This window comes from Pseudotenacibaculum haliotis, from assembly GCF_042684245.1.
In the GTDB taxonomy this organism is placed as follows: domain Bacteria; phylum Bacteroidota; class Bacteroidia; order Flavobacteriales; family Flavobacteriaceae; genus Polaribacter; species Polaribacter haliotis_A.
In genome coordinates this window covers 186,351-200,196 of record NZ_JBHULH010000001.1, presented here as the reverse complement: position 1 = coordinate 200,196, position 13,846 = coordinate 186,351, and the positions used below count along the sequence as shown (strand labels likewise).

Annotated in this window: 16 protein-coding genes; 5 read left to right on the top strand and 11 right to left on the bottom strand. The window is 36.5% G+C overall.

Translation table 11 applies throughout. The annotated features are described in order from the left end of the window. The first annotated feature begins 44 nt into the window (after window positions 1-44). On the top strand, window positions 45-1,112 hold the full coding sequence (locus ACFSRZ_RS01000) for a tetratricopeptide repeat protein (protein ID WP_379664650.1): 1,068 nt from the start codon (window positions 45-47) through the stop codon (window positions 1,110-1,112). A gap of 102 nt (window positions 1,113-1,214) precedes the next feature. On the opposite strand, the gene ACFSRZ_RS00995 is transcribed toward ACFSRZ_RS01000, so the two are convergent. From ACFSRZ_RS00995 to ACFSRZ_RS00975, 5 genes are read right to left on the bottom strand one after another with little or no spacing between them, the layout of a single operon-like run. Beyond that, entirely contained in the window at window positions 1,215-1,646 is a 432-nt protein-coding gene (locus ACFSRZ_RS00995) for a hypothetical protein (RefSeq protein WP_379664649.1), read from the bottom strand. Beyond that, window positions 1,618-1,974 (bottom strand): hypothetical protein, encoded by a 357-nt coding sequence (locus tag ACFSRZ_RS00990; RefSeq protein ID WP_379664648.1) that lies wholly within the window; start codon window positions 1,972-1,974, stop codon window positions 1,618-1,620. Before ACFSRZ_RS00990 ends, ACFSRZ_RS00995 begins: the two co-directional genes overlap by 29 nt. Before the next feature lie 25 nt (window positions 1,975-1,999). After that, window positions 2,000-2,158 carry a hypothetical protein gene (locus ACFSRZ_RS00985; protein ID WP_379664647.1) on the bottom strand — a complete coding sequence of 53 codons (159 nt, stop codon included), beginning with the start codon at window positions 2,156-2,158 and terminating at the stop codon, window positions 2,000-2,002. Between the two features lie 30 nt (window positions 2,159-2,188). After that, window positions 2,189-2,977, bottom strand: coding sequence for a DNA adenine methylase (locus ACFSRZ_RS00980; protein ID WP_379664646.1), 789 nt, complete (start codon window positions 2,975-2,977; stop codon window positions 2,189-2,191). A gap of 44 nt (window positions 2,978-3,021) precedes the next feature. Continuing rightward, window positions 3,022-3,489: a JAB domain-containing protein gene (locus tag ACFSRZ_RS00975; protein ID WP_379664645.1), complete on the bottom strand. Its 468-nt coding sequence runs from the start codon at window positions 3,487-3,489 to the stop codon at window positions 3,022-3,024. Between the two features lie 141 nt (window positions 3,490-3,630). Between ACFSRZ_RS00975 and ACFSRZ_RS00970 the strand changes: the two genes are divergently transcribed. After that, a complete protein-coding gene (locus ACFSRZ_RS00970; RefSeq protein ID WP_379664644.1) occupies window positions 3,631-4,809 on the top strand; it encodes a type IV secretory system conjugative DNA transfer family protein in 1,179 nt (392 codons plus the stop codon). On the opposite strand, the gene ACFSRZ_RS00965 is transcribed toward ACFSRZ_RS00970, so the two are convergent. The 3 genes from ACFSRZ_RS00965 to ACFSRZ_RS00955 form a co-directional block, all read right to left on the bottom strand. Further along, a complete protein-coding gene (locus tag ACFSRZ_RS00965) occupies window positions 4,795-5,688 on the bottom strand; it encodes a tyrosine-type recombinase/integrase (RefSeq protein ID WP_379664643.1) in 894 nt (297 codons plus the stop codon). The two genes, ACFSRZ_RS00970 and ACFSRZ_RS00965, sit on opposite strands and share 15 nt — an antisense overlap. Before the next feature lie 366 nt (window positions 5,689-6,054). Beyond that, complete coding sequence (locus tag ACFSRZ_RS00960) at window positions 6,055-7,011, bottom strand: tyrosine-type recombinase/integrase (protein ID WP_379664642.1); 957 nt, start codon at window positions 7,009-7,011, stop codon at window positions 6,055-6,057. A 4-nt stretch (window positions 7,012-7,015) separates the two neighbouring features. Beyond that, window positions 7,016-7,198, bottom strand: a complete 183-nt coding sequence (locus ACFSRZ_RS00955) for a hypothetical protein (RefSeq protein ID WP_379664641.1) — start codon at window positions 7,196-7,198, stop codon at window positions 7,016-7,018. A 109-nt stretch (window positions 7,199-7,307) separates the two neighbouring features. On the opposite strand from ACFSRZ_RS00955, the gene ACFSRZ_RS00950 reads away from it, so the two are divergent. The 3 genes from ACFSRZ_RS00950 (at window position 7,308) to ACFSRZ_RS00940 (ending at window position 8,812) form a co-directional block, all read left to right on the top strand. Then, window positions 7,308-7,640, top strand: coding sequence for a hypothetical protein (locus tag ACFSRZ_RS00950; protein ID WP_379664640.1), 333 nt, complete (start codon window positions 7,308-7,310; stop codon window positions 7,638-7,640). A gap of 280 nt (window positions 7,641-7,920) precedes the next feature. After that, on the top strand, window positions 7,921-8,277 hold the full coding sequence (locus ACFSRZ_RS00945) for a helix-turn-helix domain-containing protein (RefSeq protein ID WP_379664639.1): 357 nt from the start codon (window positions 7,921-7,923) through the stop codon (window positions 8,275-8,277). Between the two features lie 43 nt (window positions 8,278-8,320). Continuing rightward, the gene (locus ACFSRZ_RS00940) at window positions 8,321-8,812 is read left to right on the top strand and encodes a hypothetical protein (protein WP_379664638.1); all 492 of its coding nucleotides are present in this window, start codon (window positions 8,321-8,323) and stop codon (window positions 8,810-8,812) included. A 200-nt stretch (window positions 8,813-9,012) separates the two neighbouring features. Here the strand turns inward: ACFSRZ_RS00940 and ACFSRZ_RS00935 are convergent, their stop codons facing one another. The 3 genes from ACFSRZ_RS00935 to ACFSRZ_RS00925 are packed head-to-tail and all read right to left on the bottom strand — an operon-like array spanning window position 9,013 to window position 13,735. Then, on the bottom strand, window positions 9,013-9,477 hold the full coding sequence (locus ACFSRZ_RS00935; RefSeq protein WP_379664637.1) for a T9SS type A sorting domain-containing protein: 465 nt from the start codon (window positions 9,475-9,477) through the stop codon (window positions 9,013-9,015). 2 nt (window positions 9,478-9,479) lie between these two features. Next, window positions 9,480-9,815, bottom strand: coding sequence for a hypothetical protein (locus tag ACFSRZ_RS00930; protein ID WP_379664636.1), 336 nt, complete (start codon window positions 9,813-9,815; stop codon window positions 9,480-9,482). Next, window positions 9,812-13,735 (bottom strand): RHS repeat-associated core domain-containing protein, encoded by a 3,924-nt coding sequence (locus ACFSRZ_RS00925; RefSeq protein ID WP_379664635.1) that lies wholly within the window; start codon window positions 13,733-13,735, stop codon window positions 9,812-9,814. Before ACFSRZ_RS00925 ends, ACFSRZ_RS00930 begins: the two co-directional genes overlap by 4 nt. Window positions 13,736-13,846: the final 111 nt, after the last annotated feature.

Here is a 13,846-nt window from a genome sequence, read left to right as displayed (position 1 = left end):
TTATTTTTTGCCTTATTAATATTCAATTATTACACTCTCAATCTATGGATGAATTAACAAAAAACTATGATCGAATTTTAACGAACAATTACAATCTATCTTATTCTTTTTTTGAAAAAGAGATTTCTAATAATAATAGTTCATTTTTAAAGATAATGTTGATATATAAATATCTTAATGATAAAAATACATCCAAAGCAAAAGAATTAATTTCAAAATTAGATTTTGATAAAAATTCATTTTTTGAAAGTTTGATGAAAATGAATGAAGGGATTCTAAAAATAGAAGAAGGAAAAAAAAATCAAGGAATTGAGCTTTTAAAAGATGCGGTAAAATTAGACACCAATAACGAGAATAAATGGGTTAGACTTGAATTATTTACTGCTTTAAAAGATGAAATTCCTTATGAGGCATGGAAATACTTAGAGGAGGCTCTTAAAATAGACCCTGATTTTTATTGGGCAAGAGTTGAAAAAAGTTTTGAGTTTGATGAATTTGCAAATTGTATTGAAATTATTGAAATACTTAAAGATCTGCCAGAAACATATAATGATAGCGATGCATTTAATATGTTAGGAGTTGCTCAGATTAATTGTAGAGATATTCAAGGAGCTAAAGAATCTTTAAAAAAATCAATAAAGATTAAAGAGACTAGTAATAATTGTTTTTCATTAGGGCAATTTTATCATGAATATTTTCAAAATTTTAGAGAGGCTGAAAGATTATATAAAAGAAGTCTAGAACTTGAACCTAGTAATTCAGATGCAATTAATGCATATTCTTGGTTATTATATGATTTAGGCAAGTATGATGAAGCTGAACGAAAAATTCTAACAATGTTAGAAATTTCAAAAGATCAGGAGATATTTAATCAAATTATGAATTTCTATTTATTAAATGAAAATTTACTTAAAGCTAGAGAGTACCTTAATCAGTCAATCAAAGTAAATATGAGTAATTATATGAACGAAGGGTATAAAATTATTATCAATATTGTAGAGGGTAGTGAATATAAAAATCTCTTTGAAGCTTATAAGAAAAAGTATGAAGAGTATGATGTACAGTGGCTTAAAGATCAAATTGCTTTCTTTCTTGAAAATAGAAATAAATGATAAAAAACGAAACATAACCCGATAGTGCGGATTTGTAATCTGTGCATATTATTAAACAGATTCTAAAATAAGAACCACTCTGTAACAAGAGTGGTTTTTTAATTATTCATTTGTAAGCCAAATTTCTTTGGCTTTTTCAAAACCAACCCATTCGTGATCTTTATCGTAGCCACGACAGGCAAGCTCAAATCGTATCAGTTTTTCAAGAGGTACGTTTTTCGCAAGTATAAAGCGTAAGATTTCTCCATCCACTACCGATACCATGCCACGAATCTCCTCCCAATGTTTGAGCGGATCTTCATCCATTCCGATAGAGGCAATATGTTTGTAGGTCATATCACTGTAATCTGAAGGTAAAGTTTCAAAATGTTCTCTTTCAAAAGCTGAGTGGTCAGGGTGAGCTATGATATACCCACCCTTAACGCTCTCAATCACTCCTACTTTATAATCAGTATTTCTGTGGCGAAAGTTAATCCACACTGCTTCATCTAAAGCTTTCTGGAGGCTATTTCTTTTGTGAGGTTCCTTTGCCATTTGAATTTGGTTTAGTAGGTTCTTTCTTTTCAGTTTTCTTACTACCTATCAGCGGAGATTCTCCGCACCATTTTTGAGTGCAGTAGGCAATGATGTACATATCATCACCGATAATATCTAAGAGCTGTTCATTCTCCAGTTCCACAAGATTGTGCTCTTTAGGGATTGAACCGGAGAATTTCTCTTTGATAATTTCGATGAGCTCCTTTCGAGATAGAAACCTTGAAATAGACTTGCTTATGCTAGGTTCGGTAGCCTCTTTACTATTTGCTCTGGTTCTTAGCACAGAGGAAAAGTGTTTCATCAGATTTTGTGTATCTGTTTTCATGATTAAAAAATTTAAGGTTATACAATTATTCTTTTCCCGCTTTTCGCCTGAGAGATCTATAGTTGCTATGATCATATTCATCCCATAACTCTATGGGTTTAGAAGCTAGGTAATGTGTGTGGTGTCCGAGTTGAGAGAGAACCTCCCATACTTCATCTGGACAAATGTTCTTGTTGTCCTTCATGATATTTAGATTTAAAAATTAATATTCAGTTTAGATGGGGAAGTTGGCCGTTAAGACTTCAGTTTTGCGCCCACGAGCCTTTCCATTTTTAGCTTTTCGGGCAGAGAGCGGTTTGTCAAAAGTTTTGGTATACCACCCATTTTCAGTAGTGTATCTCTCCAAAATATCTGAAGGATATGAGCTCAAAAGAAATTTTCCTTTTACGTTTGAAAGCGTATCTAGTAAATCTTTGAAATGCTTCTCGGTATAGCCACCATAGTGCCCCTGTGAGGAGTCGATGTATGGCGGGTCAACGTAGTGAAAGGCATCATCGGCATCACGGGTTTGAATGACCTTGCACGCATCGTTGTTCTCAATCTGAGCGTTCTCCAAGCGTTTAGCGATATCTGCATTAAACAGCATCTTCTTGTTGAGAAATGCTCTCACCCGCTTTCCGTACTTATCGTACCCCCATGATCCAATCTGACAGCTAAAGCCCATGTTAGTCCCTATGTAGAACGCCCACGCTTGCATGAGCGGACTGTATAGGTTTGCATTCTCACAGATGTACTTTGCCTTCATGTAGCTCTTGCGAGCAAACAGGGTGGCTTCAATCTTCTCTTTGAGAGCATCGAAGTTTGTCCGCACCTGCTCGTAGAATACAATGGCAAGGTTTAACCTATCGTTAATTACTTCGGATTCGGCAGGCTCTTTTGCGAAGAATACCGCTCCGCCTCCGAAGAAGCTTTCTGTGAAAATTTTGTGAGGAGGGATAAGTGGAAGAATATGCTTGAGCATATTCAGCTTACCTCCATAGTACGTGATTGGGGTTTTGGGCATAAAGAAAAGAAGAAAGTAAGTCTGGTAAATTGAGTCAGTGACTTCTATAGATATCCATTGTCAGCAAAGGATGTGTATCCATCTGAGGTGAATACAAGGTGGTCGAGTAAGTTGATATCTACAAGAGACAAGCCCTCTTTGATTCTCTCGGTCATTTCACAATCACTTTGTGAAGGCATCAGAGTCCCTGACGGATGATTGTGGGCGATAATGATTCCCGTGCTGTTGGTGATAAGAGCAAGCTGTAAAATCTCTTTTAAGCCCACGCAAACACCAGCGGTAGCACCGATAGAGATTAGGGAAACCCCTAAGAGCCTATTGGCGTTAGAGAGCATTAGCACATAAAAGTGCTCTTTCAGGTCAATGCTATCGGGATCAGCATAGTTCCTGAGAACCGCCATCGCATCTCTAGAGCGAGTGATGTGCGTCATTGAATCAAACAGTGGTCGCTTGTAGTGAATTTTGATAACCGAACTACTCAGAATCTGAGTGGTAAGATTTTTTAGTTTCATAAATATTTATTTAAGGATTAATCTGGGAAGGAGTATCTCCCAGATTGGAAATTCCTCTTAGACTCTGCTTTTTGCGTGAGGTGCAACCACGAAAAAAGACGTTACTACCAAAAGGCGAAACGTCACGAGAAAATGCGAAACATGAGACTCTCTCCAGAAATTTCATACTTCGCGCGGGTGGACTTTAGAGATGACAACAGACTTTTCGGCATCCTTCAAAGAGACCGCATGATGGGCATGTACATACTCGGGAAAATTGGCTCGGGAAAGACGAATTTGATAAAAATATTGGTTTATCAAGATTTGATTCATAACAGGGGATTGTACCTCTCAGATGTCAATGGTGATTTGATACGAGATGTGTTGAAGCTTGTTCCAAAGCATCGAAAGAAGGACGTCATTTACTTAAATCCTGATGACCCACATTGTGAGTGGGGATACAACCCCTTAAGAAAGGTGAGTTACCCAAAGAGGGCTCTAATTGCATCGAGCTTGTTGGAGACCTTTAAAAAGACCTGGGGAGGTCAGAGTTGGGGAGTCCGACTCGAGTACATCTTAAGAAACTTAATTCTAGCTAGTTTGGATCAGGAGCACTCCAACCTCGAGGATATTCCGAGACTCTTACTGGATGAACCCTACAGGAATACCTGTGCAAAAAGGGTAATCAATCCTCACGTGAAAAAGTTTCTCTTAGAGGAGCTACCCAAGTATGGGAAGTCAGACATTCTGCCTGTGATTAACAAGGTGAGTTCGTTTCTCTCCATTCCTTTTCTAAGGAAGGTGCTTGTCGAGAACCAACAGCAACTCTCACTGAGGTACGCTATGGACAACCGAAAAATTGTACTGGTAAATCTCTCAAAGGGAAGCTTGGGAGCAGACGGAGCCTACTTACTTGGTTCATTGCTTCTAACCGCACTCTCATCCTCTGCCTTTAGCAGGATTGATATTCCGATAGAAAAGCGGGTACCGTTCCACGTATTTTTAGACGAGTTTCATAATTACACCACGGGCTCTGTGGTAGGGATGCTCTCGGAGCATCGTAAGTTCGCTGTCGGATATACGCTTGCTCATCAGTACATAAGCCAACTTTCTACTCAGGTTCGAGATGCAGTATTGGGAAACATTGGAACGATCGTGTGTTTTAAGCTAGGGCTTTCTGATGCAAAACACATGGAAAAAGAGTTTTACCCCATCTTTTCAGCTTCTGATTTTGTGGAACTAGAACATTACCATGTTTACCTAAGGCTTTTGGTAAGAGGGAGGGTATCGGATGCTTTCTCTGCAAAAACAGTAACGACAGATGAGTTAAAAACGATTTAAAGGGTGCTTAGCCATCTGGCACCGTAAGTGCTCAGGTGTAGCAGAAAGATAAATTGTTGTGGTCTTAATATCGCTGTGTCCTAACATACCTGAAAGGCTATAAATATCACACCCTCCTTCAAGCATAAGTGTTGCAAACGTGTGACGTAGCTGGTGAATAGTGAAGTGAATGTTAGTTGCTTTGCGAAAGTCATCTAAAAACGATTTAAGACCATGTTCTGAAAATCCTCTATCTCTATTAGAGCATACAAAAAACTCAGGGCAGGTTCTGCCTTGTTTTTTTCTCTTTTCAAGATATCTTTTTAAACTTTGAGCTAGAGTAAAACTCATTGGTATAATTCGGTCTTTTGCTCCTTTACCAAGACGCACAAAAATAGTGAGGTTATCTACATCCACATCGGTTAGCTTTAAATTAAGAAGCTCATTTTTTCTTAACCCTGCGAATAAGAACATAGAAAAAATAGCGTGGTTTCGATAACGAACAAAATCTTGTGTATAAGAGTAGTTGTATATAATCTCTAAAAGCCTTAAGGCTTCTTGTTTTTTAAGCCCTTTAGGGAGTGATTTTTTAATTGGGGGGAGCTCAATATTTTGAAGGTAATCTTGAGCTATATATTTATTTTCTAAACACCAAGATAAGAACGACCTTAACGACATATAGTAGGTATGACAGGTTGTTGCTTTCCATTTTTTTTCAACTCTCCCAAACAGGAAAAACGACCTTATAAGGTCTGTGTCAATTTGTTCAATGCGATCAATTTTTGACGCTTTAGAAAAGTATGTTATTTGCTCTTTGTAACGTTTGGTTGTCTTAGGAGATTGTCCTTTCATGTAATAAGCATGATGACAAAAATCTTCCAAGAGTAATGTAATATTCATGTAAGTGATGACACATATCATCTCTCAAATTTCCCTTTGTGCTACCACCTTTCTACGGTAGGTGCTACTAGGTACCTTTTTTCCAACATACCGATACGTCTAAAACGTTGGTAAATAAGGCGAATTGGTGGACCTGACAGGACTCGAACCTGCCACCTCCTCAGTGCAAGTAGTGAACTGAAAGGCTCATCCTTATATTTTGTTATTTTATAAGGGTTTTAGCGGCATGAGCCTAATTTTTTACCTGTTTTTCTATTAGCACCTCTTTTCCAGGATTCTATTGATAGAGATGATACATTTTAGTTAATTTATAAATGTATCGACCTTTTAATTATTTCACAATAAACTGCTTATTACAACTCATTTTTAGTACGATAATTTATCAATATAATCCCTTGAATTTTCTGAACTTATAGAGCGAAGATACCTTTCTGTCATCCGCATGGTGGTGTGTCCCAAGGCTTTCATAATAGTTGTAATATCCGCCCCCGATCTAGCCAATGAACAAGCAAAACTATGCCTCATTTGGTGAAGGTGGAATTTAACTCCCGAAAGCCGTCTATATTTTTGTATCCAATTTTTTAAACCATGTTCTGAAAACCCCTTATCTCTTTTACTGGATATGATAAGAGCATCGGTAGTTGTTCCTCTTGCTTTGCGTTGTGCTAGGTAGTTTTTTAAGTGCATGATGACTGTAATATGAAGTGGTATGGATCTACTTTTTTTAGATTTAGATGTTTTACCATCTATAAAAAGTGACCTTTGGTTAAAGTCTACATCTTGAACTTTAAGAGAGAGTAACTCTGTTTTACGAACTCCTGTATATATTAAAAGACTGATAATGAGCATGTCTCTCTTGTATAAAAATTCGTTATGAGTTGTGTTTAATGCAATGGAAGCGATAATTTTTGAAATATCCTCCTTAGTCAAAGCTCTTTCATCATTGTATATAGGCTCAGGAGGCGTAATGATTTTTTCTGTCAACGATTTATTTTCAATATGATTGTTTTCTTCGAGCCACTTAAAAAATGCTATTAGTTTATTGTGATAGGTTTTTATTGTTGAGGGTTTTACTCCTATCCTGATAGTATCTCTTCCAACAATACGCTCTCGGGTGCTAATTCGTTTGAAAAAAACAGTCATTACTTGCGGGCTTAAATCCTCAGTGGTTATTACTTCTGGAACAATTTTTTGAAATGTACCAAAAACCTCTGAATACCCAGCAAGGGTTCTAGGTCTTAAACCCTTGCTGTACTGACATTCACAAAGGTATTTTTCAAAAAGAACACTTAAAGTCTTTAGTTGCTTACTGTCATAAATCATAAGCTTAAAATTCAATTACACTCTCTGAATTTTTACGATGTTCTTTGGCTTCCTCTATCAACCGATTAGCTAAACATTCTTCAATGATTTCAAGTAATATCTCATCCGTAATTCCTTTTAGGTGAGCTTCGTTACCACTTTCTTTAATAAACTCTCTAACTTTTTCTAGTAATCTTTTTGTACTCATATATCGGTGAGTATAAGGATAGGGAGTTTTTCTCTTAGACACTGCTTTTTACCTCTGACGCAATAGTATGATACTAAGAGGTGTACAACTGCTCTTGTAAGCTGTTTGAATGGCATATTTCTACCGAACCTGTACTCCCAACGAACTTTTCGATAAGCATCTGCATCTAAAGGAAGTGGAGCTGAAGGTTTTGCTGGTGGTGATACGCCAAACCTACGGGTATTACGATAAAAAGAGAGGTCGTCATAAAGAGTGGGATTGGCTCACCATTTCGTTTTTTGTCAAAAAAACGTCAAAGTCAAGAAAGGCGATAGGATTAGCCATCCAACTACTCATTAACAAACGACTCATTATGGTTAAAAATGAGAGGGGAATGCTGGTGCACACTCCAGAGCTTCGCAGACTCAGTAAAAAACTCTACTTCAAAACTACCTTGGAGTAGTTTTTTTGTGGGGCAAATGTGGGTAACTAACAAAAAGAGAACCATCCGAGTGAAGAATCTTCACACTACATATTATTATAGACATACATTGTACTGTGAACATTTTTCCAGATAGAATGTCGCTGTACCCAACTAAGACGACTTATTCACAGAATATTCACGCTACCGCGAAAAAAATTACCTCTCACGCAATATTCCGAGCCTAAGAGAATACATTTAAGTCTTTTATCATAGCTAGTAAGTGTCGGCTAATTGACACTTATTTCTTTTAAAAAAATCTATGAAAAAAATTAAAACATTCAATTACTTAAAACACTACAGAGAGCAATCAGGTTTCTCTTTGCAAGATATAGCTGGAGTGCTGGCAATGCACCCTGCTACCTTATCAAGAATCGAATCAGGAATAATTACTCCAGGGATTGAGGTAATCTTTGCGTATCATTTCATTTTAGATCTCTCGATAGAGAAACTCTTTAAGGAGCACGTTATTAAAGTTGTGAAAAGCTGTTTGAGTAATGCTGAAGACCTACAAGAGAAATTACTAGATCAAAGATCAACGACATCCATCCACAAGAGACTGAGCCTCATTGAGATTATCATTAGCCGACTAGAGGAACTCGAGTCTCAGTATGAGTAGAGGGAGTAACATTACGGTTGCCATCTACCCAAACTACCGAGGCATGGGCTACGTTATCTGCCGAACCCCTAGAGACATTATCGACTACGGGCTCGGCTACCTCAAAATCCTCGCACCGAACTATTATGTGAAGCGATTGTGCAAGTTCATTGAAACCTATAAGCCCCACGTGATTGTCCTGAAAGACTACGGGGAAGGGCTCTACATGGTAAAGCCTAGGGTGAGAAAAGTCATAGAAGCCATTGAGAATGTAGCTTACAAAGAGGGGCTGACTGTCCACCGCTATTCACGGTCTGAGATGATAAAGATTTTCAGTCAGTTTGGAGAGACCAACAAGTTTGGCATCTCCCTCACACTATCTCGCTGGTATCCCAACCTTGAACACCTACTTGCCCCAAAGCGAACCCTAACCAAAACAGAAGATTACTACATGGGAATCTTCGATGCACACGCCCTTATGTGTACCCACTTTGCCACTATAAGCCCTAACAAAGAGCAGAAACATGAACTTGAGAGCCATCAGCAACCTAACTGAATTTTACCTAGCAAACAGAGAGCGGATTCATTTGATTATCATCGACCAGAAGATGAAAGACGTTTGCGATGCGTACTACCTAGAGAAGCTCAATCTCAGAGAGATTTGCAACAAACTAAATATGAGCATTCATGAGGTAAACGGACGACTGCTTGCCTCGGCAAGCATTATGATTCAATGTAAGAGTGAAATAGAGTAATTTATTTTTTAATAAATAGTTGAGACCATCTAGTATTTCCATCAAAAAGATTGAGCAAATAGACTCCATTGGATAACCTTTGAACATCTATTTTAATAAAATCGTCTTTGATGGAATATTTTTGATGTAATAATTGCTTTCCATTGATATCAAAGAGCTTTACTATAAGCTCTTTTGATTTAAGTATTTCAGGTAACTTAATATTCAGAAACTGATTTGTAGGATTTGGGTATAATACGGTAATAGTGTTTTGTAAGGTTTCAGAATCAATACTAAGAGTCGTTGTATTCAACTGAATCCTATTACCTAAATCATCGTAGACATAATTCTTTTCTGCTCCATTATTAAAAACAACCTTTACCAAGCGGTTGAGGTTATCGTATTCGTACTCTGTAGTTACCTGCTCTAGTTGAGCATTTACTATGAAGCCTATAAAAAATAATATGTATTTGATTGTTGCTTTCATTGCTAATTATTAATAGAATTTATTAGTTTAATAGTTTGAGTTAATGATAAATTTTGGTAAGATTCATGATTAAAAATTTCATTTAAAGATGCTAAAGCTTCTGTTTTCCAACCACCATCATTTAAATTTCTCTCTTTTTTTAGTACGCTCTCTATATTTAATCTATTTACTTCTCCCCCTAAAAATAACTCAATGTCTTTTTCAAAGTCTTCAATATCATTAAACTGATTAGGCCAATCATTCATTGCATTCAAAACTGCACAGAGAATACCTTTCTCTTCGTTCCTTAAGTTTTCACTTTTCGATAAATCTGTTATTTTTCTTTTATTAATTATCATAGCTTATTAAATATTCTTTGATGCCAATATTGATATTTTTCTTTTATATCAAATAATTCACCAGTAGAGTTATTTCTAAAATAGTGGATTTCGACCCTCTTCCCATTTATTTTTGCAGCCTCATAGACCTTTACCCAATCACCTGAAGAAGCTTTATTTAGGGTTTCTAAAAGAGATTTATCTTTTATATTCACTATAACTTCTCCAGCTTTCCTGTAGCTTGAGCCCATTACTTCTTCTACTGAGTTGTAAAACTTTGAGTTCTTTAACGATGCATACCCCCCCAAAGGAGCAACTAAACCTAAGAATGCGCTAAAATGAGCTTCATCTATTTCATCTTGAGTCGAATATGGATCATTTTCAATAGTATCTAAATAATAGACATCTATAGCACTTAATGAAATTTCTGCGACCACAAGTGCAGTTGGAATTAAAAAAGCTAACTCTCCATTTGGATCAATCCTACTAATCGGATTATTATCCGCATACGGATACAGGTTTGTACTCCAAATAGGGTCTTCAGTAAGAAACCTACCTATCGATGGGAGATAATATCTCGCTCTCATATAGTACAGATCTTGCAAATCATATTCTACCCCATAGGTACCAATATACTTGAATCTGTTAGGATCATTACTTGGCTCAACGGCATGAGTTATTTCTCCAAAATCACTATAACGATATAAGTGAGTTGTTTCACTTGATTCATTGGTAATTGCTACAGTGCTTCCGCGTATATCCCCATGATAATATTGCAAATCACCATTGGGTTTCATTCGAGCAACCAACATTCCGTTAGGATGATAGATGTAATAGTACTGTGGATTGTTATTTTGGTCTAACTCAATAAGAATATTGTCACGTAGAACATCACGAATAAACTTAGTGGTTACCCCGTTGTGAGTTACTTCAACTCTCTGACCAAAACCATTATACTTATATTCAAAATCGTTGTCAATATCTGAGTATGAGGTCAAGCGATCATCGACATCATAATTGAGTGTTACTCCAGAATCAATCCCTGTAGTATTTCCATCTAGATCAACTATATAGGGAATTCCATTAGCTTGTGTAATATGATTGTTTTGATTGTATGTATAACTTCCTGAAGAATTATTAAGAGGTAAGGAGGGGATAGCTGGCACCCATTCTATAGCATCAGTGATATTTCCTCGATTATCGATGCTGAATGTCGCATTATAGATAGAACCTCCGGTCGTTAGATCATTATGATAAATATCATTGAGTCTACCTGCGTCATCGTAATTATAATAAGTATTAAAGCTATTGGCATACTCAACTCTCTTCAACCTGTCATCTTTCAAATAATCGTACTCTGCTATGATTAAGCCGTCTTGCCCAACATTTCTCAATAGCCCTATTTTAGTTACTCTATTCTTATCATCATAGACGTAATATACCTTTAATTCTATTCCGTTAATATCGGGGTATTCGATATCATCTATCTTGCCCGTATCTTCATAATCATACTCAACATCAAATCCGTGTACTGTTGTAATTTTTTCAACTCGATTAAGGTTGTCGTATCGGAATGAAACGCTTCCTGCATCATTTTCAACATCTTCTAATAAGTTTCGACTGTTGTAATCAATATCTGTAATTGTTCCAGTCTCTTTAAGTCGCCCATCATTATCGTACTCATAGTCAATATCAGTTCCTGAGGGCTTGGTGAACTCAGTTAAAAAACCTTCATCAGAGTATTTATATTCTTTAGTAAGATTTCCAAAAGTCTCTGAGACTGGCCTATCTTGCTCGTCATAGCTAAATGAAGTAGCAATGCCATTAGCGTTAACGATGGAGGTTAAATTATCATTATCATCATAGTTGTAACTGGTGGTAAATCCACCAGAATTGGTCACAGAGGTAATATTATCGTTATCGTCGTAATCGTAACTAGAGGTAAGACCGTTATCAATTCGTTGTAACAAACGATTGACACCATCATAACTAAAACTACTTTCAATATCAGCAGGGGCAGTTATTGAAGAAACAGCCCCATCACTCTCATAGGTGTAATTAATGGTAATTCCTTCTTGATTGGTTACGGATTCTAATTGACCATGAGAATCATAATCATAAAAGATCGAGTTTCCAAAAGCATCTTCCACTCTGATAAGGTTTTCATCACCATCATAAAAAAACTTGGTAATGTTTCCGTTAGGATCGGTATATTCGGTTAGATTGTTGTCATTATCATACCCAAACTCCTCAACGACATCTCCATTTTCTTTGTCTATTTTGGTTATGTTTCCTCTCTCATCATATTCGTATTCAATACCTACTCCATTGGTATTTAAATTATCCGGTAGAAAAATATTAATGCCAGAGGTTGGGTATTCGATATTCACATTATCGGTATCACTTTGGTATGAAGTAACTCTTCCGTTTTGATTGAAAGTATAATTTTGAGTGAGACTGTTTCCACTAGGGGTGGGCTTCACTACCTCAGAAGTGTAACTATCCGATTGATGGTCAAAGTAAACCCCTACCGCTACAGGGTCGTCATTGTTGATTCTATAAGAAGAAAGTTTTGCATTGTTACTGTCATAACTAGCTGTGATCTTATTCCCTTTGGGTAGTTTAATTTCATCTAGCAGAAACCGATTGATTTGTTCTGAAAGTGGAGCATTGGCATTATTTTCTATATATCGATATCGAGTTCTATTGTTTTTGGCATCGTAAAACTTTTCCAATCGGTTATCATCATCTTCATCCATGTCAAAACGGATCTCTCTTCCTATAGGGTCAATAACTTTTTCTATATAATCAGTATTGTTAGTGTATTCAAAATTCAATCGTTTTCCTGATGGAGCTTCTACATATTCGATACGTTTTGTGTCATCTTCCTCTGCATTTTCATAATCAATTGTGGTTTTGTTGTCATTAGGATCCCTAATTTCCACTAGGTAGTACAAAAGTCTATCACTATCTAATCGCTGATACTTATAGCGAACTTGATTTTTTTTGGTTATGGTAATAACTGTAGAGCCTTGATCAATTTCATCATACACTCCGAGGGTTACATACTCGTTTTCATCCTCATTGTATACATGTATAGTTCCATCTGGCCAGACGATGTAATAGTAATCGATATTTTGATCACCTACATTGTTTTCTCTGATAATGTACGAATTGTAGGTGTGTGACCATCCTTTACCTAAAGGACGTATTGGAAAATAGTCATCAGGAATTTCTACCATTGATGTACTGTAGAAATGAGAAAAATTTAGATTCATCTTCCGATCTGGTATGGCAAAACTATTTTTAGCATAATGACTAAATACACCATGTTCAATTCCACGAAATTGCCCTAAGGTTTCAGGACTGTATAACCCTGGATTAAAATAATTGTTACTGTCTTTGAGCTCTGATTGAGTAGGGGGATCAACTAATGAAGATCCTTCCAAAAAATCAATATAACCTTCAAGTTCATTTGCATTTATACTTCCTTGAGGGATAAAAGAAGATGAACTGGAGAGCATCCCAAGATTATATGCTGTTAGTATGTGCTGATAATATAGGGTTGAAGCATTTACATCGTTGTAGGGAAGGGAGCCTGTCAGATTAAGAGGAACCTTATATGCTTCTAATAATGTTTTGATCACACTTGTTCTATATGGAATTGAACCAGCATTAAAAGAACATAAATCCCGCCTTAGTACAGGAATGTTGTCTTGAAACTCAAGATAAATTAGTAGACGTGCTTTTTTTTCAAATCCTCCACTTCCTTGCAAGTCAGGGTAGACAGCAGGATAATTTGCTGCTGGATATTCATCTGGATCGGCTCCATTTCCATAAATGGATCGAAAGACTTCGTTGGTAAGATAAGTTTTGTTTACCGTTTGTGAAAATCCGGTGTTGAGCGAGAAAAAAAGAATAAAAAAAATCCAATGCTTCATTTTGAGTGCAAAAATTTGCTCTGAAACTATAACGAAACGGTTATATAAAAAAGCTATTAACCTTCTCCAACACATATATCACCCTACAGGGTGCAGCATTTTTATGCTTTA

Coding starts and splice junctions, on each gene's coding strand:
- ACFSRZ_RS00995 (WP_379664649.1), bottom strand. CDS start 1,646: ATGGCAAAGGAACCTCACAAAAGAAATAGCCTCCAGAAAGCTTTAGAT.
- ACFSRZ_RS00940 (WP_379664638.1), top strand. CDS start 8,321: ATGGGCTACGTTATCTGCCGAACCCCTAGAGACATTATCGACTACGGG.
- ACFSRZ_RS00990 (WP_379664648.1), bottom strand. CDS start 1,974: ATGAAAACAGATACACAAAATCTGATGAAACACTTTTCCTCTGTGCTA.
- ACFSRZ_RS00975 (WP_379664645.1), bottom strand. CDS start 3,489: ATGAAACTAAAAAATCTTACCACTCAGATTCTGAGTAGTTCGGTTATC.
- ACFSRZ_RS00925 (WP_379664635.1), bottom strand. CDS start 13,735: ATGAAGCATTGGATTTTTTTTATTCTTTTTTTCTCGCTCAACACCGGA.
- ACFSRZ_RS00955 (WP_379664641.1), bottom strand. CDS start 7,198: ATGAGTACAAAAAGATTACTAGAAAAAGTTAGAGAGTTTATTAAAGAA.
- ACFSRZ_RS00980 (WP_379664646.1), bottom strand. CDS start 2,977: ATGCCCAAAACCCCAATCACGTACTATGGAGGTAAGCTGAATATGCTC.
- ACFSRZ_RS00930 (WP_379664636.1), bottom strand. CDS start 9,815: ATGATAATTAATAAAAGAAAAATAACAGATTTATCGAAAAGTGAAAAC.
- ACFSRZ_RS00935 (WP_379664637.1), bottom strand. CDS start 9,477: ATGAAAGCAACAATCAAATACATATTATTTTTTATAGGCTTCATAGTA.
- ACFSRZ_RS00945 (WP_379664639.1), top strand. CDS start 7,921: ATGAAAAAAATTAAAACATTCAATTACTTAAAACACTACAGAGAGCAA.
- ACFSRZ_RS00970 (WP_379664644.1), top strand. CDS start 3,631: ATGAGACTCTCTCCAGAAATTTCATACTTCGCGCGGGTGGACTTTAGA.
- ACFSRZ_RS00960 (WP_379664642.1), bottom strand. CDS start 7,011: ATGATTTATGACAGTAAGCAACTAAAGACTTTAAGTGTTCTTTTTGAA.
- ACFSRZ_RS00950 (WP_379664640.1), top strand. CDS start 7,308: ATGGCATATTTCTACCGAACCTGTACTCCCAACGAACTTTTCGATAAG.
- ACFSRZ_RS00965 (WP_379664643.1), bottom strand. CDS start 5,688: ATGAATATTACATTACTCTTGGAAGATTTTTGTCATCATGCTTATTAC.
- ACFSRZ_RS00985 (WP_379664647.1), bottom strand. CDS start 2,158: ATGAAGGACAACAAGAACATTTGTCCAGATGAAGTATGGGAGGTTCTC.
- ACFSRZ_RS01000 (WP_379664650.1), top strand. CDS start 45: ATGGATGAATTAACAAAAAACTATGATCGAATTTTAACGAACAATTAC.